The sequence below is a fragment of the Lysinibacillus sp. HST-98 genome (assembly GCF_016757845.1).
Lineage (GTDB): Bacteria > Bacillota > Bacilli > Bacillales_A > Planococcaceae > Lysinibacillus > Lysinibacillus capsici.
The window spans coordinates 410,304-430,470 of sequence record NZ_JAENHX010000002.1 but is presented as its reverse complement, the minus strand read 5'-3'; the positions used below and the strand labels follow the sequence as shown (position 1 = coordinate 430,470).

Annotated in this window: 19 protein-coding genes and 1 pseudogene; 19 read left to right on the top strand and 1 reads right to left on the bottom strand. The window is 35.5% G+C overall.

From position 1 onward, the window contains the following. Nucleotides 1-69: 69 nt before the first annotated feature. The 16 genes from JIN86_RS07790 to JIN86_RS07715 all read left to right on the top strand — a co-directional run bounded on the left by JIN86_RS07790 (nucleotide 70) and on the right by JIN86_RS07715 (nucleotide 13,404). Nucleotides 70-213, top strand: coding sequence for a hypothetical protein (locus JIN86_RS07790; RefSeq protein ID WP_153802593.1), 144 nt, complete (start codon nucleotides 70-72; stop codon nucleotides 211-213). After that, nucleotides 210-446 carry an InlB B-repeat-containing protein gene (locus tag JIN86_RS07785; protein ID WP_004225880.1) on the top strand — a complete coding sequence of 79 codons (237 nt, stop codon included), beginning with the start codon at nucleotides 210-212 and terminating at the stop codon, nucleotides 444-446. The genes JIN86_RS07790 and JIN86_RS07785 overlap by 4 nt, the downstream gene beginning before the upstream one ends. A gap of 11 nt (nucleotides 447-457) precedes the next feature. Beyond that, on the top strand, nucleotides 458-955 hold the full coding sequence (locus JIN86_RS07780) for an S-layer homology domain-containing protein (RefSeq protein ID WP_202341634.1): 498 nt from the start codon (nucleotides 458-460) through the stop codon (nucleotides 953-955). Nucleotides 956-1,461: 506 nt separating this feature from the next. Then, on the top strand, nucleotides 1,462-2,400 hold the full coding sequence (locus tag JIN86_RS07775; protein WP_004225877.1) for an ABC transporter ATP-binding protein: 939 nt from the start codon (nucleotides 1,462-1,464) through the stop codon (nucleotides 2,398-2,400). Nucleotides 2,401-2,403: 3 nt separating this feature from the next. After that, entirely contained in the window at nucleotides 2,404-3,156 is a 753-nt protein-coding gene (locus JIN86_RS07770; protein WP_202341633.1) for an ABC transporter permease, read from the top strand. A 28-nt stretch (nucleotides 3,157-3,184) separates the two neighbouring features. Further along, nucleotides 3,185-4,402, top strand: a complete 1,218-nt coding sequence (locus JIN86_RS07765) for an aminopeptidase (RefSeq protein WP_004225873.1) — start codon at nucleotides 3,185-3,187, stop codon at nucleotides 4,400-4,402. Nucleotides 4,403-4,414: 12 nt separating this feature from the next. Continuing rightward, complete coding sequence (locus JIN86_RS07760) at nucleotides 4,415-4,933, top strand: hypothetical protein (protein WP_004225870.1); 519 nt, start codon at nucleotides 4,415-4,417, stop codon at nucleotides 4,931-4,933. Between the two features lie 72 nt (nucleotides 4,934-5,005). After that, nucleotides 5,006-5,383, top strand: coding sequence for an ELKS/Rab6-interacting/CAST family protein (locus JIN86_RS07755; protein WP_237497165.1), 378 nt, complete (start codon nucleotides 5,006-5,008; stop codon nucleotides 5,381-5,383). Between the two features lie 235 nt (nucleotides 5,384-5,618). After that, nucleotides 5,619-6,707, top strand: coding sequence for an ABC transporter substrate-binding protein (locus JIN86_RS07750; protein WP_202341631.1), 1,089 nt, complete (start codon nucleotides 5,619-5,621; stop codon nucleotides 6,705-6,707). Then, nucleotides 6,697-7,533 carry an alkaline phosphatase family protein gene (locus JIN86_RS07745; protein WP_202341630.1) on the top strand — a complete coding sequence of 279 codons (837 nt, stop codon included), beginning with the start codon at nucleotides 6,697-6,699 and terminating at the stop codon, nucleotides 7,531-7,533. Before JIN86_RS07750 ends, JIN86_RS07745 begins: the two co-directional genes overlap by 11 nt. Before the next feature lie 72 nt (nucleotides 7,534-7,605). Beyond that, nucleotides 7,606-8,451 carry an ABC transporter permease gene (locus JIN86_RS07740; protein WP_202341629.1) on the top strand — a complete coding sequence of 282 codons (846 nt, stop codon included), beginning with the start codon at nucleotides 7,606-7,608 and terminating at the stop codon, nucleotides 8,449-8,451. Then, a complete protein-coding gene (locus tag JIN86_RS07735; protein WP_202341628.1) occupies nucleotides 8,448-9,233 on the top strand; it encodes an ABC transporter permease in 786 nt (261 codons plus the stop codon). Before JIN86_RS07740 ends, JIN86_RS07735 begins: the two co-directional genes overlap by 4 nt. Continuing rightward, entirely contained in the window at nucleotides 9,230-10,231 is a 1,002-nt protein-coding gene (locus JIN86_RS07730; RefSeq protein ID WP_202341627.1) for an ABC transporter ATP-binding protein, read from the top strand. The genes JIN86_RS07735 and JIN86_RS07730 overlap by 4 nt, the downstream gene beginning before the upstream one ends. Beyond that, nucleotides 10,228-11,013, top strand: coding sequence for a DeoR/GlpR family DNA-binding transcription regulator (locus tag JIN86_RS07725; RefSeq protein ID WP_004225858.1), 786 nt, complete (start codon nucleotides 10,228-10,230; stop codon nucleotides 11,011-11,013). Before JIN86_RS07730 ends, JIN86_RS07725 begins: the two co-directional genes overlap by 4 nt. Continuing rightward, nucleotides 11,010-12,020, top strand: a complete 1,011-nt coding sequence (locus JIN86_RS07720; protein WP_009371174.1) for a histidinol phosphate phosphatase domain-containing protein — start codon at nucleotides 11,010-11,012, stop codon at nucleotides 12,018-12,020. Before JIN86_RS07725 ends, JIN86_RS07720 begins: the two co-directional genes overlap by 4 nt. 115 nt (nucleotides 12,021-12,135) lie before the next feature. Beyond that, nucleotides 12,136-13,404, top strand: a complete 1,269-nt coding sequence (locus JIN86_RS07715; protein WP_004225855.1) for a carboxylate--amine ligase — start codon at nucleotides 12,136-12,138, stop codon at nucleotides 13,402-13,404. 1,656 nt (nucleotides 13,405-15,060) lie between these two features. Here JIN86_RS07715 and JIN86_RS07710 read toward each other — a convergent pair. Continuing rightward, nucleotides 15,061-15,789 (bottom strand): hypothetical protein, encoded by a 729-nt coding sequence (locus tag JIN86_RS07710; RefSeq protein ID WP_233732487.1) that lies wholly within the window; start codon nucleotides 15,787-15,789, stop codon nucleotides 15,061-15,063. Between the two features lie 349 nt (nucleotides 15,790-16,138). On the opposite strand from JIN86_RS07710, the pseudogene JIN86_RS23485 reads away from it, so the two are divergent. The 3 genes and pseudogenes from JIN86_RS23485 to JIN86_RS07690 form a co-directional block, all read left to right on the top strand. Beyond that, nucleotides 16,139-17,342: pseudogene (locus tag JIN86_RS23485) on the top strand (IS3 family transposase); the annotation flags it as partial. Nucleotides 17,343-18,124: 782 nt separating this feature from the next. Then, a complete protein-coding gene (miaB, locus tag JIN86_RS07695; protein WP_004225844.1) occupies nucleotides 18,125-19,678 on the top strand; it encodes a tRNA (N6-isopentenyl adenosine(37)-C2)-methylthiotransferase MiaB in 1,554 nt (517 codons plus the stop codon). Further along, complete coding sequence (locus tag JIN86_RS07690; protein WP_004225842.1) at nucleotides 19,679-20,116, top strand: YlbF/YmcA family competence regulator; 438 nt, start codon at nucleotides 19,679-19,681, stop codon at nucleotides 20,114-20,116. It begins immediately after the preceding gene. Nucleotides 20,117-20,167: the final 51 nt, after the last annotated feature.

Genomic DNA, 20,167 nt, shown 5'->3' with positions numbered 1-20,167 from the left:
ATCCAACATGGTTCATATTTGTATAATTTTGTTAATCAACATGTGTGATTATGGGATAAAGGGGATGTTATGAGAAGAACATGGCAACAAGTGGTTTCGTTATTTGTCATCTGGTTGTTACTTATACAACCTGTGTGTGGTAATGTGACCGTATTTGCAAATATAAATGAGACACTTCATTTTACAATTACAACAGAATCCATCATCAGGTGACAATAAATACAAATGGTGGTACAATACTTCCGCCATTAGAGGTTGCTTATAATACAAAAATAAGTGATTTACCTTTGCCTACCAAAGATGGTTTTCGCTTTGGAGGCTGGTATGAGGATGCAGCATTTAAAATTAAGTGGGATGAAGATACAGTTATTCGAGAGAATTTGGTAATATATGCAAAGTGGATACCTTTGCCAGTGTACGAATCAGACACACCGCAGCACTGGTAAGGTTCGATGATATGGATAGCCATTGGGCAAAAGAGATAGTCGAGGAACTAGCGACACTAGAGATTATCCAAGGTTATGAACATGGCACTTTCCGTCCGAATGAACCAATTAGTCGAATGCATGTAGCAGTATTATTTGCACGCACCTTCGAGTTTGAATCAATTCGCTCAGCAAAAGTCTTTTCTGATATAGCACCAAAACCTATCTACTATGAAGAGATCAACACGCTACAGCAAGGGGGAATTATTGATGGGTGGGGTGACACATTCCGACCATTAGAAGCTATTACATGTGCACAAGTAGCAAAAATTTTAGCAAAAACATTACAACTAACTTCTGAGGGTACAAGTTCATTTAGTGATGTTTCTAGTAATCATTGGAGCATGGATTATATTGCAGCACTAGAACAGGTTGAGATTGCATTGGGGAGTAATGGTGAATTTTATCCCAAAACGCCAGTAACACGTGCCGAGCTAGCGACCTTTTTATTCAGGGCACTCCAATTTTAACTATCTTTTGTGTAATCTAACAGCTTCACATCGTTATGAACACTGTAAAGTCGAATATTACTTTAAGTAATATAGATTAGCGATGAATAGATATTTTTATAATCACATTTGAAAGCTCATTAATTTAAAGAAGAAAAGTAATGGATATTACGTATAGCAACAAAGGGTAAAAATATTTTCTATTTGTAAATAGTCCAATAGATAGAAGAAATTATAAGTTAAATTAGTCTATTATTAGAAGTAGAAAAAACTGATTTTTCTATTTTTCTAGTTGTATATTACTTTAAAGTAATATAGAATCAAAAATAAGCAGTGATTATCATTAGCTTATCTGATGGTTGTTCACTCAATAGAGAAAAGAAAGTGAGGTGAAAAGTAATGATGTTTCCTCCAATGGGTTTCCCAAAAGGCGATACAAAGCCATTCGGTAAATAATTATTACCTCAAGGTCTGACTTTTTAGTCAGACCTCATCTTTTGAAATTTAATCAGGGAAGGCTGTTTACCATGCTTGAACCAATATATGAATTAGAAAATGTAACTTTCTACTATAAAAAAGGTAAATTTAAAGCAAATAATGGCATTTCATTGACTATATATAAAGGTGAAATAATTGGGTTATTAGGCCCGAATGGTGCAGGAAAAACGACATTGATAAAGCAAATGATAGGACAGCTAGCACCAACAGAGGGATCCGTGAAATTTCATCAACAAGAAGTATCTAAGAATCCGAAGTATGTATTGAAACAGACTGCTTATTATTCACAGGAGACTTTTGCTTTATCATTTTTAAAAACATGGGAAGCCATTTATTTTACGGGTAGATTAAAGGGGCTTTCCAAAAAAGAGTCGAAGCAACAGACAGATAATATTTTGCTGAGGTTAGACATGGAAGCTTATCGAGATAAGCTACTGTCAAAGCTTTCGGGTGGTCAAAGAAGACTCATTAGTTTAGGAGCAACTTTGATTGGTCAGGCATCTGTTATGATTTTGGATGAGCCTACAAATGAGCTGGATCCATTAAAACGGAAATTAGTATGGGACATCATTCGTGAGCTTAACCAAAAGGGTACAACAATTATTTTAGTCACTCACAATATTTTGGAAGCTGAAAAAGTTGTTCATCGTGTAGCTGTTATAGATAACGGAAAGCTTTTAGCCATTGACCATGTCGAAAAGCTAAAGAGAAGAGTAGACCAAAGAATGCGTTTAGAAATTTATGCGCAGGAGGCCTCTATTCACAATATCAAAGACAGACTGAAAGATTTTGGACAAGCAGAATTAGTAGAGGATACAAAACTCACGATGTTAATCGAGAAAAATATGGTTCGTACTATTGTTGAAATAATACAGGATGAGACATTGAACATTAACCAATACTCTCTGTTTCCACCAAGTCTAGAAGATGTCTATTCACTACTTCAAGAACAGCAAAGGAGTGAATAGTTAATGAATGCCTTTAGTCAATTCTTTGTTGAATTACTTATTTTATTTCGTATACAAATAGCCATCGTAAGGCATCAATTATTATGGATTATTGCAATGTCTTCCATTTTTCCAATAGTTACTTTAGTGTTTCTCGAATTTTTACTGGGTGAATCTAGCTCTGAACAATTGGCACGATTAATTATCGGTAATATGATTTTTAGTATTCTATTAATGGGGATGAATATTCTAGGGCAGGATATCTCGTATCAAAAATTTGGGGGCTATTTTACATATTACTCCTCCCTTCCCATTCGAAAGGTTAATTTTATTTTATCTTTGTTGTTTTATGGTATTTTAACTTCCTTACCTTCGTTTATTATTGTATTTACGTTTGGTCAGCAAATTTACGGGGTCAATCTTCATTTTGAGTGGCTTCTACTACCAGTCGCTTTATTGGCGATTTTTAGTGTAGTAGGCATTGGTGTATTAATGGGGTTTTTATCTCCAAATCCTCAATTTACAAATATTGTAGCGCAATTTTTGTTGATGTTTGTTACTTTCTTAACACCAGTTATGATTGAGCTGAAAGACCTTCCCATCGTTCTGCAGTGGATTTCCTACGTGTTACCAACAACATATGTAGCGAATGTATTACACGGTATGCTAACGGTTGGATGGACCAATTCTACATTCATAGATGTTCTAATCTTACTCATTTTTTCCTGTTTTTCTTATCTATTAGTCAGTAAAAAAATACATTGGCGTGTTCAATAAATTATTTGAATAGGGAGTTAAATTTAAAATGAAAACTTTTGAAACTAAGTTAGAGCAGTACGCGGAATTGGTCATAAAAGTAGGGATTAATATTCAACAAGGACAGACTTTAGTGATTTCTGCCTCAATGGCTGCTGCCGATTTTGTTCGAAGGGTTTGCCGACATGCCTATCTCAATGGTGCACATTATGTTTATATAAAGTGGATTGATGAAGAGCTTGCTCGAATTGAATATGAATATATGACAGAGCAAGGCTTAGCCTATACACCAGATTGGCTTGTGAAGGGGTATGAAGAAATGGCGAGTAGTGGTGCCGCTTTTCTTTATATTATTTCACCCCACCTGCAAAATATGGAGGGCATAGACCTTGTTAAGGTAGAAAAAGCAGAGTATGCTTCTGCACTTGCTTTTCGTTCTTTTACCGAAAAATTGATTAAAATGCAAGTTAGTTGGACTGTTATTGTTTATCCGACGGAGCAATGGGCAGCATCTATTTTCCCTGACTTAGAGCCCAAAAATGCTCTTGAGGAATTATGGGAAAAGTTTTTTGAAATACTAAAATTAAGTGAAGAGAGCCCACTACAAGCCTGGGAAGAGCATGTTGATACATTAAATAAAAGGGCCACATTATTGAATGAAAAGTATTTCCGTTATTTACATTTCATTAGCGAAGAAACAAATTTAAAAATAGAGCTACCACAAAATCATCGTTGGGTTAATGGCTTGGAAACGAATGACATGGGAAGCTCATTTATTTGTAATATGCCGACTGAAGAAATTTATACAACACCACTCAAAAAAGGAGTAAATGGCATAGTCAAAAATACAAAGCCATTAGTTTATGAAGGGCAGATCATTGATCAATTTACACTTACATTTAAAGATGGTGAAATTACTGATTTCTTTGCAGAAAAAGGGATGGATGCATTACAAAGTATTCTTCAAAAAGACGAGGGTGCTAGATATATAGGTGAGGTTGCATTGGTTCCTCATGATTCTGCAATCTCTGCGAGCAATCTACTATTTTATCATAATTTATTTGATGAGAATGCATCCAGTCATTTAGCCATTGGGCAAGCCTATGCTTCAGGCTTGAAAGAAGATGGTGCAAACCTAGAAAACATAAATAATAGTATGATCCATATTGATTTTATGATAGGCTCACAAAAATTACAGGTGAATGGAATACGAGAGGACGGTACTGCCGAAGCAATTTTAGTGAATGGTAAGTGGGTAATTAAATAAGGGGGAAGATGAATGGAAATAGTGCAGTGTAAGACTGATAAGGATTATGAAAAATTCGCTGTTTTCTTTTTGCAAAATAGAAATATATTTGATGATATGTATCCGATTTTAGATACACTTGGTAGTTTATATGTCATGATAGAGGAAACAAATCTGCTCCTCTTTCAAAATACACAGCAGGAAGTATTTGCTGCAGCAAGCTATACATTGGGTGTAAGAGAAGATCAATTTAAAAATAAACATATCGTTTTTATTGATTGCGCACTATTAAAGAAAGAATATCAAAATAGTCGATCCTTTGTTAAGGGTTTTCTACAAATGCTAAAACATATTTTAGAAGAACACCCAGAAGTGAAGGAAGTCCAATTTTATGCTTATCGCCATCATGGCTATATTCACCGTCTATATAAAAAGTTTGCCACTATTATAGATGAAAAAGAAGGATATTTTGGAATGCAAGATGTCTTCTCTGTAGAATTTCACAAATTGACTACTTTTTTAGAGGAATTTAATAAAAAACAAACCATTTAAACGGAATGGATAAAGGGCTATTTCAGGCAATGTTTCTATAAAAAATGCTACAATAAAAGAAAAAAAGAGGCGATGTACGTGAATAACGTCATTGATTTTATTGCAAAAAAAAAGGAACGTGAAGACCGAAAGCGTGCTCAGGATTTAGAACGTTATGTAGCTACACAATGTAATTTTCAACACCCTGAAAATATTGATGCTCTTGTAGAGGACAAATTGATTGAGGTTAAAGATCATACGTTATTTCTTGGCTTTCTATCTATTTTAAAGGATGAGAAAATAGAACCGTTAGATATTTTTCAAGATGTCTTTTCATTAGAGCCCCCTCGTTTTGAAATGACCTACAATATGAGATGGTGGTCAGTTGTGCAATTGGCATTTACATTTTTAACAATTCTCAAGGAAAATGAGCCGCATACCTATGCTGATTTTTTAGGTCTCTCCAAATAACCTAAGTATGTGTACGTCTGTAAAGCAAATGTACACATACTTAGGTTTTTCCGTATCTACCCTCGCTAGCTTTACAAGCCTACTATATTTATTCATTAAATTCATAGATTTTTATAATTCCTCAATAATTTTTACTAAATATTCTTAACACCTCCATACTTGCTTAATGTTTGTTTTATAACATTACGTTTGTAAGCAAATAAAAATAAAGCAAAACAAATGGAGGGTCCAACACATGACAATTCAAAAACTGTGGAAAAAAGGTCTAATTGGTGCATTAGCTATTTCCATGTTGGCAGCTTGTTCTGACAGTTCATCTAGTGCAAATGAGGTAAAAAAGGACTTATCGCTTGAGGACATTACAGAAAAAGCAAAGGAAGAAGGCATTGTTAATTCTGTCGGTATGCCAGATACATGGGCGAACTGGGTGGAAACATGGGAGGAACTTGGGACCGAATATAGTATCAAACACAAGGATACGGACATGTCGAGTGCTGAGGAGTTAGCGAAGTTTGAAGCAGAGAAGGATGATGCTACCGCAGATATTGGAGATGTCGGGATTGCTTTTGGACCAATCGCTAAGGACAAGGGCTTAACATTACCATACAAAACGTCTTATTGGGATGAAATACCTGATTGGGCTAAAGATGATGAAGGACACTGGATTGTTGGCTATACGGGGACCATTTCTTTCTTGACAGATAAAAATAATGTGAAGAATGCTCCAACATCATGGGAAGATCTAAAAAATGGAGATTACACAGTCAGTATTGGGGATGCATTAACGGCTAACCAAGCACAGTTTGCCATCTTAGCAGCGGCTATGGCATTTGGTGGAGATGAGTCGAACATCCAACCAGGTATAGATTTCTTTGCAGAATTAGCGAAGCAAGGACGTCTACAGGGAGATCCATCAGTAGCGAACCTAGAAAAAGGTGAAATAGATGTTGCGATCTTATGGGACTTTAATGCATTAGGTTATCGTCATCAAATTGATGAGGACCGCTTTGATGTAGTGATACCTAAAGAGGGATCTGTCACTTCTGGTTATGCAACGGTAATTAATAAATATGCCAAAAACCCACATGCTGCCATGCTCGCACGTGAATATATTTTATCTGATGCAGGTCAAGAAAATTTAGCAAAAGGCTATGCGCGTCCAATTCGAGACGGAGTAAAATTACCACAGGATGTAAAAGATTTACTATTACCCGCTGATATGTATACGAATGCACAACCTGTTAAAGACCAAAAGACATGGGAAGATACAACGAAGCAAATCCCTCAACTCTATCAAGAGCAGGTGTTAATCCATGCAAAATAACAAAGTGGTTCTCATTGTTATCGATGCATTGCGCTTTGACACAGCCTGCACACATATGGGGTTCTTGCACCATTTAGTCGAGCGTCAGGTAGCTGCTCGCTATAAGGTTTGCTCAGAGGTGCCGTCTTTATCAAGACCATTGTATGAGACGATTTTAACAGGTACACCCCCTATTGTACATGGTGTTACCAGCAATATGACAGTGCGTTTATCGAAAGGGCAAAGTGTCTTTCATATCGCAAAGGAGCATGGGTTAACTACAGCAGCCTCCGCCTATTATTGGGTGAGTGAGCTTTATAATAGAGCGCCATTTAATCATATGGAGGACAGGCTACAACTCGATACACAATTACCAATTGACAACGGTATGTTCTATTTTGAGGATCATTATCCAGATAGTCATGTATTTGCTGATGCAGCATGGTTAATGGCTCAAAAGCAGCCTGATTTCCTGTATATTCATCCAATGAATGTTGATGATGATGGTCACAAATTTACGGCAGATTCTGCTCAATATCGCAATCGAGTTTTAGCGATGGATGCTTTACTGTCATTGTTTATTCCAAAGTGTATGGCGCTGGGCTATGAGGTTATCGTTACGGCTGATCATGGCATGACAAGAGATGGTAATCATGGCGGCACAACGCATGAGGATCGTCATGTCCCGCTATTTGTCATTTCAGATGCTGTAAAGGCAGGTATAAAAGAAGGCATTATTTCTCAATTACAAGTTGCACCACTGTGCTGTCATTTATTAAATATCAAGCCTGCTGAAGATATGGTGCCACTCCTGTTAGAAGGTGTCTTTACAGCAAAAGAGGTTTAAATAAATAGTAGTCGCTCTTATTCTAAGGAGCGACTATTATCCCCATAAGCCGCAAGTCATTTATAGAAAGAAGTGAGTGTGTTGATATCGAAGCGGCAATCCATTGCTTGGCTTTCGCCTTTTCTTGTATTACTATTATTGTTTTTCTTAGTACCGCTCCTATATATGCTCATTACCAGCTTTCAAAATAGTGAGGGCTTTACACTGAAGCAGTATGAATCAATTTTTACGAACCACTACATTCTTCAAGGTTTTAAAAATAGTATTACATTATCTGTTATCTCAGCTATGATTGCGTTACTTATCACCTTGTTTGCAGTTTATGCCATGATGAACTTTTCAGAGCCAGTACGGGAGAAGATTTTAATACTTACGAACTTAACCTCCAATTTTTCAGGTATTCCGCTAGCATTTGCTTTTATCGTTTTACTTGGCAATAGTGGTTTATTTACACTGTTATTTGACAAATGGGATATTGATGTGTTGACATCCTTTTCATTATACAGTTGGAGCGGTTTGTTACTTATTTACATTTACTTTCAGCTGCCATTATCACTAATGCTACTATATCCCATTTATGATGGAATTCAGCAACAGTGGAAGGAGGCGGCAGCCCTTCTTGGGGCATCTGGCTGGCAGTTTTGGATGAAAATTGGTCTCCCTGTTATGCTCCCGGGGATTGTGGGAACCTTTAGTGTATTGTTTGCCAATGCAATGGGCGCGTATGCCTCTGCTTATGCATTAACAAGCAGTAATTATAATTTAGTGGCGATTCGTATCGGTTCCTTAATAAAAGGTGATATTTTTGCTCAGCCAGAGCTAGCTAGCGCCATTGCAGTTATATTAGCAGTGACAATGGTGACGGCCATGCTGATCAGTGAGTGGAGCATCTCTAAAACAAGGAGGAAAGTAAAATGAAAAAGCGTGGTTTGGCTGATTTCTTTTTCCTTCTGCTCGTGGGATATTTACTATTACCAGTGATAGCAACAATGCTCTATGCGTTTGCAACAAAATGGAATAAAACGATATTGCCAGAAGGACTCACATTAAAATGGCTTTCCACATTGTTTCGTGATACTGATTTTATTCAAGCATTCGGCCGTTCAGTTCTTTTAGCAGGGGGTGCCGTTAGTATCGCGCTCCTTGTCATTGTGCCAGCCATTTTCGTCATCGTCCTATACTTTCCAAGATACGAAAAATGGATACAGATGGCAGTGGTGATGGTGTATTCTTTTCCAGGAATTATTTTAGCTGTAGGGCTTATACGCGTTTATAGCCAAATAGGTATACCGATGATATTTGTTGTTTTAGGTGCTTATGTTGTGGGGATTCTTCCTTATATCTATCAAGGTACACGAAATAGTTTAAGAAATATAGATGCGAGGCAACTGCTTGATGCGGCTCAATTGCTAGGCGCATCAAAAAGGCAGGCATTCACAAAAATTTTACTGCCTACCGTTTATCCAGGCTTATTTGCGGGGGCATTGTTATCCTTCTCGGTCTTATTTGGTGAGTTTGTCTTAATTAATCTTGTTGTAGGTTCTCGCTTTGAAACCGTTCAAATTTATTTAATGAAAAAGCTTAGCACAAGTGGACATATTGCTAGTGCTGTTGTTTTCATCTATCTCGTACTAATGGGTCTTTTAACATTCGTCATTGCTATCGTAACGAAACGATCGAAAGGTGCTACAATTCTATGAGTTATCTTGTTATTGAAGGGCTTCATAAAAAATATGGACAAGTATCTGTTTTAACCAATATTCACATGGAAATTCAAAAAGGCGAATTTATCACACTATTAGGTCCTAGTGGCTGTGGAAAGAGTACGATTTTGCGTATTGTTGCAGGTTTAACAGATGCATCGGCAGGTAAGATTTTGATTGAAGGAAAAAATATGAGTGGCGTACAACCGAAGGATCGTCAAGTGGGTATGGTCTTTCAATCCTATGCACTTTTTCCTAATATGACGGTGCTTGAAAATGTTGCTTTTGGTTTGCGTATGCAAAAAGTTAATAAGGCAGATATAGAGCAGCGTGTTCATGAAATGCTAGCGCTTGTTCATCTAAGTGAGAAAGCTAATGCGTACCCGAAAGAATTATCGGGAGGTCAACAGCAGCGTGTTGCTCTAGCTCGTGCATTAATTGTCCGTCCTAAAGTACTGCTATTAGATGAACCACTTAGTGCGCTTGATGCTCAAATTCGCAAAAAACTACAAGCAGATTTACGAGCAATTCAACGAAAATTAAATATGACAATGATTCTAGTTACGCATGATCAGGAGGAGGCAATGGCTGTTTCGGATAGAATATTTGTCATGAATAATGGCAGCATTGCCCAAAACGGTACGCCAACGGAAATCTATATGAGACCAAATAATGAATTTATTGCTAATTTTATCGGTCATTATAATGTTTTTCCACGCCAAACTTTAGAAAAAATGCTTGGAGCATCTTTAATAGAGCAAGCCACGAAATTTGCAATACGCCCTGAGGCATTACATCTCGATCAACGAGATGGAGACTTATGTCTCTCTGGGGTTGCCAAACAATCATTAATGAGCGGCAATATTATTCGTACTACATTTGAAGGAGAAATGGCGTTTGCAATGGAACAACTGCATCAACAAGGGTATTCGATTGAAATGGGAAAATCCTATAAATGTTATGTCGCACAAGAAGATGTGATTGCGCTATCATGACTTACGCTAAACTGGAAAGATTTGATTTTATTTTAAAACAATTAGATTCTGAAGGGAAAATTATTGTTGCCAATATTGCTGATGCCCTTCAGGTAGCACCAGAAACAATTCGCCGAGACTTTGATGAATTAGAGCAACAGCATTTATTATCAAGAGTTCATGGTGGGGCTATTAAATATACGAATGTACGTAATGAACCGGTATTTTTACGCAAGCTACAAATGCACAAGGACGCAAAGAGACAAATTGCTCGTATTGCAGCAAAACGCATTTGCGATGGCGATACTATTGCAGTAGATACAGGTACTACAACAGTACATATAGCCGATTTTTTACTAGCTGTGGAAGATATAACGGTTGTAACGAATTCAATTGCAGCAGCTATTCAATTTAATTTAGCCATAGAAGAACGACGCATGACAGGCAAGGTCATATTACTAGGGGGCACGGCGAATCCAAAACAATCTTCTGTGGCAGGTGCTATGACGTTAGAGATGCTAGATAATATGAATTTTGATAAGGCCTTTCTATCGTGCGGTGGCATGAGTGAGGGCATTGTTTATGATTACGATTTGGATGAATCTCTTATTTCAAAGAAAATGCTCAAGCATAGCAAAGTGAGTTATTTATTAGCTGATGCATCCAAAATCAATGGCAAATCATTTTTTCAAATCTGTCATCTTGATGAATGCACAGAAATTCTTTGCGAAAGCACTTGTCCATTAGAATGGCAGGCGTATGAGGAAAAATGGACGATATGTAATGGAGGGAAGAGTGGATGACAATTGATTATCATGTACATTTAGAAGAGGGGCCTTATTCATTTCGCTGGCTAGAGCGTACATCGCAGGCACTGGAGTTTTTTCATTCGGATGATGAAACGGAAAAAGGCTCCAAACAACAAATAACTTGTCATTTACAGCGGCTAGCAAAGCGTGTGAAAAATGGCTGTTATAGTGAGGAATGGTTGGATTTATATCTCGAACAGGCAAAGCAGCTCGGCTTACGTGAGGTGGGGATTGTCGATCACTTATATCGTTTTCAAGAAACGCGTGCCTATTTTGAGCGTTTTATGAGGCTGGATGATAGTGAAATTGGACAAATTCAGCGCTATTGGCTGGATCGTGTGATGACAGAAAATATGGACGCTTTTGTGACGACCATTCAGCAGGCAAAGGAAAAATGGCGTCAACATGGCATTACACTGAGACTTGGTATAGAGGCAGATTATTTTGTTGGTGGTGAGGAGGAATTAACGGCTTTACTAGCAGGTTATCCTTGGGATTATGTAATTGGTTCTGTTCATTTTGTTGATGGGTGGGGCTTTGATAATCCACAAACACAGTATCTTTTTGAGCAAATGGATCAACCCTCTTTACAACAAAATTATGAGCGTTTTTTTAAAGTAGTAGAGAAAATGATTCTTTCCAATATGTTTGATTTTGTTGCCCATTTAGATAATTTTAAAGTATTTAATTATCAAGTGGAGGATTGTGCGTTTCTTGAAGTTTGGTATAAACGTATTGCAAAGGCACTAACGTCTACTGAAACCGCCACTGAAATCAATGCAGGCCTGTATTATCGTTACCCAGTACAGGAGATGTGCCCGGGTCCCCGTTTTTTACAAACCTTACTTGAACATGGAGTTGCTTTTACTGTATCCTCGGATGCGCATTTCCCAGATGATTTAGGTAAATATACATTTGTCAATATAGAGCTACTAAAGGGTTATGGCGTTGAAGCCATTGTCTCCTTTGAACAGCGAGTAAAAAAAATGATGACGTTATAGGTTGAGTAAAGGGCACTAAAGCTTCAATGTAGTGCCTTTTATACGTATTACATAAGTACAATTCAACTCGCATACAAATGATTAAATTCATATTTATAATGTGAGGCGAATCAAATTGACATCCATTAAAGAACAACCCTTTTTACCTATTATTATACAATCGGGTCAGCATGCATATGGGGTAGCACGCTCATTTTATGCAGCCTACCGCATGAAAAGTCTTGTCATTGAGCCAGCAAAAAAAGGGAGAACGATGCGCTCACTCCTTTTGGGAGGCTCTCAAGGAATTGCCACACAGAATAGCAGTATTCTGGATTTTCAATATGTTGAACATTTAGATGATCCTACCCGTTTTGTACAAGCGCTAGTGGGATTGGCTATGCAGTGCCAACAAAAGAAATTGATTTTATTAGTTTGTGACTGCTACTATGCAGAGCTTATCATTGAAAATAAAGAGCAGCTTGAAAAGTATTTTATTTTACCTTACATTGATCAGGCTTTACTAAAAATGGTCCAAACAAAGGAGAAGTTCTACAAGCTTTGTGATAAATATCAGTTAGAATACCCCAAAACCATCATTATAAAAAAGGAACATCATCTAAATAGAGAAATGCCAATCCAGTATCCCATTATTATTAAACCCTCCAATACCGTGACCTATACGAACTGTTCCTTTCCTGAAAAGAAAAAAATATATCTAGTGTATGATGCAGATGAGATGCAGCACATCATTCGCTGTATTTATCGTTCTAGCTATCAAGACACCTTAATCGTTCAAGAATTTATTCCAGGCGACGATTCCTATATCCGTGTTCTAGATGTATATGTAGGAAGGGATCGAAAAGTAAAACTAATGTGTGTAAGCAATAAGCTACTCGAAGATCCATCTCCACAAAACAAAGGGATTTCTTTAGCTGTTATGACCGATTATGATGAACAGCTAATGGAATCCATTCGGCATTTTTTAGAGGACATCGGCTATACGGGCTTTGCTAATTTTGATATGAAATACGATGCCAGGGACGGGAAATACAAGCTATTTGAAATGAATTTGCGAGCTGGGGCTTCAAGCTACTATGTGACTGCAAGCGGGTATAATTTAATGCAATATGTGGTGGATGATTATTTATTTCAGGTTAATCATGAACGAACATATGTCCAGGCGAAGCATGTATGGTCACTACTTCCTTCAAAAACGCTATTTAAATACATGAAGAATGAAAAATTAAAAATAGAAGCCAAGCGATTAATGAAAGAAGGGCAATACACGGATGCATTACTATATAAAGAAGATATGAATATCAAGCGTTGGATAAAGCTGAAATTGTATCATTCATATTTACGGGTAAAATACAGCAAGTATTTTAACAAAAGCAATGGTTAGCATATGTGAAATGAAGGATAGGGCTTTAAGATTCGTATTTATTATTTCATTTTTGTTAAGTGATTTAGATATTGAAAAGCGTTATGAGACATTAAATTTAGGTATAAAAAATGCTTTAATAAGAATGAATCAAAGAAAGGATTATCTTTTAGATGAAATTGTTTTAGAAAGCTTTGAATAGCTGATAAATAAAAATTGGTACCTTCAAATATAGTAAAAAATATTGTAGTACTTTATTGGAAATAACGGATGAATTGCGCAAAAATAAAATTGAAAATGATGGGTATTTCAATTTGTTAAAAATAATTAGTGAATATAATATTGATTATGCTTATAAAATCTTTTAATAGCGAGTTCACATGTGTATGACAATAGGGTTAGGAAAGACTCTTTTGAGAGCGCTGTGGATAATATCGAACAATTAAAAGCTATAGAGTATTTTCATAAATTGTATAAATCAGAAATCAAATTATTTAAAGTTTATCTAATGAATTTAAAGATATAAAGATTGATTTGTTGACTTTAGAAGAAAAACTAAACCAACAGTAGGAAAAGATTTAACCAATAATCTTATTAATATTGAAATGATATCAACGAAAATATCTCAAAGGTTTTTTCGATAACTAAGGTAAAGCTCCCTTTATTTTTAATGCAAATAATAGTAAAGTACTTATTGAAAAATTACTAGTTCTTGATGGAGACTTAATTCGCTTAATTGATTATCTAAGAGAAAGTAGCTATTCAGATTACAGATATAACAATTATGTATCTGATACAATACATTATATAGTTGCTGCGGCTTTTAAAAAAAGTCACTTAGATATCAAATAAAAATAGTGGGGCACTAAGGTTATTTTGAATTACTTCAAATATATTCGCTTTTAGAAGGAAGTGGAGATAGAGAGAAATGTAGAGAATTATTTAGTTTCCTATAAAATTAGTAGAATTATTGGTCTTTTAAAGAAATAATTTTTAAAAATGAAATGATAGAATCTAATCTTATCTTTACAGACTGTGCTTTTTCTTTTGGTTATTTATTGCAATAACAGTTTCGGAATATTCAAACATATTTTGATGAGAATATTTAAATTTTACCGATTTATATTTGCCGAATCGACAAATCATACTTATAGCTCAATCTCTTATCACTCTTAAAAAGGTATATTTGTTATTTTAAGTTATTCTTTAATCCCCACTATTATCATATCAATTTATGTTTAAATGACAAAATATATAAGTGAAAATGAGTGTGTATTTTATGGTAATTTTATGACATTGTAAATATAGTGTAGTATAAGAAAAGGCGTGTGCGCACGTGACCTAGAATAGCATAAAAAAGAACACTCATTTGTTTTTAACTCTAAAACAAATGAGTGTTTTTTCAGCTTTCATCGTTCTGAATAGTAGTCTGATTCAGAGGTTCTGCTCATTCCCTCACTTCAAAAAAATAACAATGTTATTTAATGAAATAGTGCAGAATACAATAGCACTAAAAAACTAAGTAGAGTGAAACTAAATAGAATTATTAGAGGTAATTTCTCTTTACGTTCTTTGATTCGATTCATTCTAAGAAATAGTACAATACAAAGGGTGAGTGAAATACCAAAAAGAATAATAGGAACTATAGATAACACAACTATCCCCCTTTTTTAATAATTAACATTGAGAACCTATCCAGAAAGGATCTGGATTTACTGTACCTGTCCATTTAATCCATAATCCACAGTCCTTAACGCTTGATAAGTTTAAGGCAGTTGCCCCAATATCAATTAATCCTATTGCAATAATAGTAGCTAATCCAAGAGGAGGAGCAATAAAGGCAGCGATAGCAGCTCCAAGTGTAGCTATTCCTGCTCCAATTTGAATATAAGTTATTATCTTGGAAGCTTGACAACTATCAAAGTAAGTATAGAATCCAACTGAAGTCTTTTCATACTTACTTTTACCGTTACATGCAGCTAACGGCTGGACAGAATTCATTAATTCAAAGTCTTTTGTAGTAGACTCAATTAAGTCTTCAGATACATTTTCTTTTCTAGCTGACTCTTCATCAAAATAAAAACCATTTTCATCATATGTTACAAATGGCTGTATAGCCAATGTATCGTTTATTATTTGATTATGTTCATTTACTTTTGATATTGCAAGCTTGATATCAGAATCTGTTGCACCTTGTTTTTTTGCTAAATTAGTATCTATAGCAATATAGTCTCCATCGAAACCTATTGTTTTATCAAATTCTTTATCTAATTCTAATACACTTGTAAGAATAGTCGATAAATTATCTATTGTTTCATTTTCTATTTGTGCTGCGGTTGCGGGAAACTGCGTTGTTATTGAAAACATAAAAATTATTGCAACGATTCCTGTAATAATTTTTTTCATTTTTTATCCCATCCTTTTAATAATATGATTCTCAACACTGTGTGACAACCAATATCAAGTAACTATATTATTTCCATTTAGTAACCTCCTTCTAGTAGATTATTTATATAATAATATAATAATTTACAAAAATAAATAAATATTAACAATTTTAATAATGATTATCCAATTGTGAAATTATTAATAGGGTTTTAACCAAAGATAAAATTATATAGCTTTTCATAATCTTTATTTAACGTAGTGCTTTATTTAAATATTCGATTTATGAAATATTAAATCTGTACATTTTAAATTTAAATAATTTATTATATACTGTGCAAATATTGCATAAGTAAATAGTTCTATATAAGGAAGAAAGAAAACGTTTGAGGAACATATTCAAATTGTCAACTACTGTTTAAAGAGCCAGAAAAATTATCAATTAGCAGCACAAGCCTATGATGTTTCGTATCAATAGGTATACCATTGGGTGAAGAAATTTGAAGCGACTGGTGAAGAGGGATTACGTGATCATCGCGGTCGAACAAAAAATGAAGTTGAATTAACAGCCGAAGAAAAACTTAAGGTTAGAAATCAAACGAATCGAGCGTGAAAATGAGTGCTTACGTGCTGAAAATCTATTTTTAAAAAAGTTAGAGGAAATCGAAAGGAGGCGTCGCTAAGCCAAATTCGCTTACAACAACGCTATTTAGCAATTCAAGAATTACACCAAGAGGAGAAACTTTCGATTCTTTTATTATGTGAAATCGTGGGTGTTTCGCGCGCTGCTTACTATGAGTGGCTAAGTCGTAAGCCATCTAACAGAGAAGTTGAAAATGAAGCCATTTCAAAGGATATTGATCTCCTTTACCACCAAGTAGATGGCATTTACGTCTATTGTCGTATGACGTTGACAATCAATCGTCAGCGAATAAAGAATAATCAAGCGACGGTTAACGAGAAGCGTATTTATCGTTTAATGCAGGTGAGTGGATTGAAGTCCGTTATTAGGCGAAAGAGAAAGCCTTATCGTAAATCTCCAGCGCATCAGTGGCGGAGAACGTATTAATCGGGCATTTACCTCGGAAAAGCCAAATGAAAAATGGTGTACAGATGTCACAGAGTTTAAGTATAGAAACGGGAAAAAACCTTATTTAAGTGCAATTATCGATTTATATGATGGTTCAATTGTGAGTTATGTGTTAGGTCATTCGAATAATAATTCCCTTGTTTTCAAAACAATAAAATCAGCTATTCAATCATTACAATCAGGCGAGCAGCCATTAATACATAGTGATCGAGGTTTTCAATATACATCGAAGGGATTTAAACGAATTGTGGAAACAGCCAATATGACACAAAGTATGTCCCGTGTTGGTCGATGTATTGATAACGGACCAATTGAATCATTTTGGGGCACATTGAAGTGTGAGAAGTATTATTTGCATAAGTTCGATTCATATGAAGGGTTAAAACTAGCGATTGATGATTATATTCATTTTTATAATTACTATCGTTATCAGAAACGATTAAACGGCTTGAGTCCTTTAGAATTCAGGGCTCAAGCCGCTTAATACATTTTTTATTATTTCCACTGTCTACTTGACAGGGAGCAGTTCATTACTCTGGTGTCTTTTGTTATTTATTATTGATCAATAATATCTCCATCTTTCAATGTTCGTACATTTTCGTATTCATTAGCTTTAGTTTTATAACTTTGAGGGTGTTGCTTCCAAAATAATATTAGTATAGCCTGTTTTGATTGTAGAACAAATAATCTGAAGACAAATTGTTCGACACAGTTTTACCATCAACAATAACAGTTTGAGCTAAAGCCATTATATATTTTGAACCGCCACCTTCTTTAGCTAAAAGGGGTTTAAATTCTTCACTTGTAACCTTTGATAACAATGCAATCTGTCCAAAGCTGTGCCTCCATTTACAACTAACAATTCATCTTTTGCAGTTGAATGTAAGTCATAAATTGAAGTAATATCATTATCTACTCAAAAATACCCTGGTTTGTACTCAAAATTACTTATGTCGGGTTTTCCTTCAAGATCGTTTGTAATTCCACTGATTTGTCAGCTACAACAGTAAAGCCTATAACGCCTAAACTACTTTGTTTTATATAAATCAATAATAACAAAGGTTTGGAATTATTTATAAACTATTCTAATTATTGTTATAACTATTGAGAAAGGTGAAGTTTCATCTATTATAAAGGATTAGTAAAAATTATTTGTATGGACAGGAAATGTGACGTTTTAGTTTTGTAACAATTACTTTTTGCTTATTAATGATAAAACATAAAAATAATTGTATAATTCATTTGTGAGGAAGGAGCGTCCGTTTAGTGAGTGAAGAAATGAGAACAGGTAAGAGTGTTTTTGAATTAGAGCAAGAACAACTAAAAACATTACCGAAAAATAAAAATAAAGAATCAGAAAAAGATTATTCAACATATTTTCAAGGGCCATCAATGATCGATGGAAAAAAACGTAAAACAGTAGCTGAACATATTCAATATGCTTTAGAAAACGGTTTCCGTGGAATAGGTGAGGGAAAAAGTTATCATATCATGACTTATGGCTGCCAAATGAATGAGCATGACACAGAAGTAATGGCTGGGATTTTTATGCAGCTAGGCTACACACCAACAGAGGTGATTGAAGAGGCTGACGTTGTCTTGCTAAATACATGTGCTATTCGTGAAAATGCAGAAAACAAAGTATTTGGAGAACTTGGTTTCCTGCTGAAATATAAACGAAAAAACCCTGAGATGCTAATAGGGGTTTGTGGCTGTATGTCGCAAGAGGAATCTGTGGTTAATAAAATTTTAAGAAGCTATCCACATGTTGATATGGTGTTTGGTACACACAATATTCATCGTCTGCCAAACATTTTAAAAGAAGCCTACATGTCTAAAGAAATGGTCATAGAGGTTTGGTCTAAAGAAGGCGATGTTATTGAAAATCTGCCGAAGAAACGTCTTGGCTCCATTAAGGCTTGGGTTAATATTATGTATGGCTGCGATAAATTCTGTACGTATTGTATCGTTCCATATACACGTGGTAAAGAGCGCAGTCGCCGACCAGAGGAAATCATTGCTGAAGTTCGTGAGCTAGCGGCAGCGGGCTACAAAGAAATTATGTTATTGGGACAAAATGTCAACGCTTACGGCAAAGATTTTGAGGATATTGATTATCGTCTTGGCGATTTAATGGATGAATTAAGAAAGATCGATATTCCACGTATTCGATTTACAACGAGTCATCCACGTGACTTTGATGATCATTTAATCGAAGTTCTTGCAAAGCGTGGCAACTTAGTGGAGCATATTCATTTACCAGTACAATCTGGCTCGAATGACGTGCTAAAAATTATGGCGCGTAAATACACACGCGAGCATTTCCTTGGTTTAGTGGATAGAATTAAAGCGGCAATACCTGAAGTAACCTTAACAACAGATATTATCGTTGGCTATCCAAATGAAACAGAGGAGCAGTTTGAGGAAACATTGTCCTTATACCGTGAAGTTGGCTTTGACGCAGCGTTTACGTATATTTATTCGCCACGTGAAGGTACACCAGCTGCAAAAATGATTGACAATGTACCTGAAGAGGTGAAAAAAGAGCGTCTTCAACGTTTAAATGAAGTGGTAGGTGAATACTCTCGCAAAGCATTGGAGCGTTTAAATGGTCAGGTTGTCGAAGTTTTAGTTGAAGGCACAAGTAAACGACGCGACGATGTGTTAGCGGGCTATACGAGGAAAAATCGTTTAGTTAACTTCAAAGCACCAGCAGAAGTAATTGGTCAATTAGTGAAAGTAAAAATAACAGAGACTACATCCTATTCACTTACTGGTGAATTTGTGGAAGTCGTAAAAAATGAAAAGGTGGAAGCATAAATGACACAAGTCTTATATACAAAAGAAGATTTAATTAAAAAATCACATGAAATTGCACATATGATTGCAAATACGCCAGAGGTTGAATTTTTCAAAAAGGCAGAAGCGCAAATTAACGAAAATCAACAAGTACGTGAACGTATTGCAAGCTTAAAAAGCTTACAAAAACAAGCGGTTAATTTCCAGCACTTAGGGAAAGAAAAAGCATTAAAAATGATTGAAGATAAAATTGCTAAAATCGAGGAAGAAATTAATGCCATCCCTGTTGTGCAACAATTTAAAGAATCACAAGGCGATGTAAATGATTTATTGCAACTTGTTTCAAATACAATTGCAAATAATGTTACAAATGAAATTATTCGCTCAACTGGTGGCGATGTTCTTCGTGGTGAAACGGGTTCATACGTAGAAAATACTCAACCAGGTAGCTGCTCTTAAAAGATTATAGAAATCAAAGCTCGAATGCTGTCATTCGAGCTTTTTTACGTC

What these genes read in the sequence shown, in the direction of transcription:
- JIN86_RS07710 (WP_233732487.1), bottom strand. Translation starts at nt 15,789, where the DNA reads ATGAAAAAAATTATTACAGGAATCGTTGCAATAATTTTTATGTTTTCA.
- JIN86_RS07790 (WP_153802593.1), top strand. Translation starts at nt 70, where the DNA reads ATGAGAAGAACATGGCAACAAGTGGTTTCGTTATTTGTCATCTGGTTG.
- JIN86_RS07745 (WP_202341630.1), top strand. Translation starts at nt 6,697, where the DNA reads ATGCAAAATAACAAAGTGGTTCTCATTGTTATCGATGCATTGCGCTTT.
- JIN86_RS07755 (WP_237497165.1), top strand. Translation starts at nt 5,006, where the DNA reads ATGTACGTGAATAACGTCATTGATTTTATTGCAAAAAAAAAGGAACGT.
- JIN86_RS07690 (WP_004225842.1), top strand. Translation starts at nt 19,679, where the DNA reads ATGACACAAGTCTTATATACAAAAGAAGATTTAATTAAAAAATCACAT.
- JIN86_RS07770 (WP_202341633.1), top strand. Translation starts at nt 2,404, where the DNA reads ATGAATGCCTTTAGTCAATTCTTTGTTGAATTACTTATTTTATTTCGT.
- JIN86_RS07730 (WP_202341627.1), top strand. Translation starts at nt 9,230, where the DNA reads ATGAGTTATCTTGTTATTGAAGGGCTTCATAAAAAATATGGACAAGTA.
- JIN86_RS07765 (WP_004225873.1), top strand. Translation starts at nt 3,185, where the DNA reads ATGAAAACTTTTGAAACTAAGTTAGAGCAGTACGCGGAATTGGTCATA.
- JIN86_RS07775 (WP_004225877.1), top strand. Translation starts at nt 1,462, where the DNA reads ATGCTTGAACCAATATATGAATTAGAAAATGTAACTTTCTACTATAAA.
- JIN86_RS07720 (WP_009371174.1), top strand. Translation starts at nt 11,010, where the DNA reads ATGACAATTGATTATCATGTACATTTAGAAGAGGGGCCTTATTCATTT.
- JIN86_RS07780 (WP_202341634.1), top strand. Translation starts at nt 458, where the DNA reads ATGGATAGCCATTGGGCAAAAGAGATAGTCGAGGAACTAGCGACACTA.
- JIN86_RS07750 (WP_202341631.1), top strand. Translation starts at nt 5,619, where the DNA reads ATGACAATTCAAAAACTGTGGAAAAAAGGTCTAATTGGTGCATTAGCT.
- JIN86_RS07760 (WP_004225870.1), top strand. Translation starts at nt 4,415, where the DNA reads ATGGAAATAGTGCAGTGTAAGACTGATAAGGATTATGAAAAATTCGCT.
- JIN86_RS07725 (WP_004225858.1), top strand. Translation starts at nt 10,228, where the DNA reads ATGACTTACGCTAAACTGGAAAGATTTGATTTTATTTTAAAACAATTA.
- JIN86_RS07735 (WP_202341628.1), top strand. Translation starts at nt 8,448, where the DNA reads ATGAAAAAGCGTGGTTTGGCTGATTTCTTTTTCCTTCTGCTCGTGGGA.